General features: G+C 54.5%; 1 pseudogene. It reads left to right on the top strand.

The window, feature by feature from the left end:
* Positions 1–354: pseudogene (locus MWU84_RS24185) on the top strand (hypothetical protein); the annotation flags it as partial.

The following is a 354-nucleotide window of genomic DNA, read 5'->3' as shown; positions in this document are numbered from 1 at the left end:
TACTCCGGCAACCGATACATCTTCTAAGGCTACTTCAGTACCTGCCGGCTATACGGTTAGCATCGACCAGGACCCTATCAATACGGGGAACCAGACGGCGGTGAGCTTTACTTTTACTGGGGCTACGGTGGGCACGACCTACAATTATAGTTCCAGCAGTTCCGGGGGCGGGACCAACGTTACGGGAACGGGGACAATAACCGGGGCGGGTCAGACCATCTCTGGCATTGATCTTAGCGGCCTTGGTGACGGGACCATTACTTTGAGTGTGACGCTGACCAACGTTAACGGTGCCGGTGTAGCTGCGACCGACACATCTTCTAAGACTACTTCTGTACCTACCGGCTATACGGT

It is taken from the genome of Arenibacter sp. F20364, from assembly GCF_023015905.1.
In the GTDB taxonomy this organism is placed as follows: domain Bacteria; phylum Bacteroidota; class Bacteroidia; order Flavobacteriales; family Flavobacteriaceae; genus Arenibacter.
Note: the sequence above shows the minus strand (reverse complement) of the source record. Positions and strands in the feature narration are given on the sequence as shown.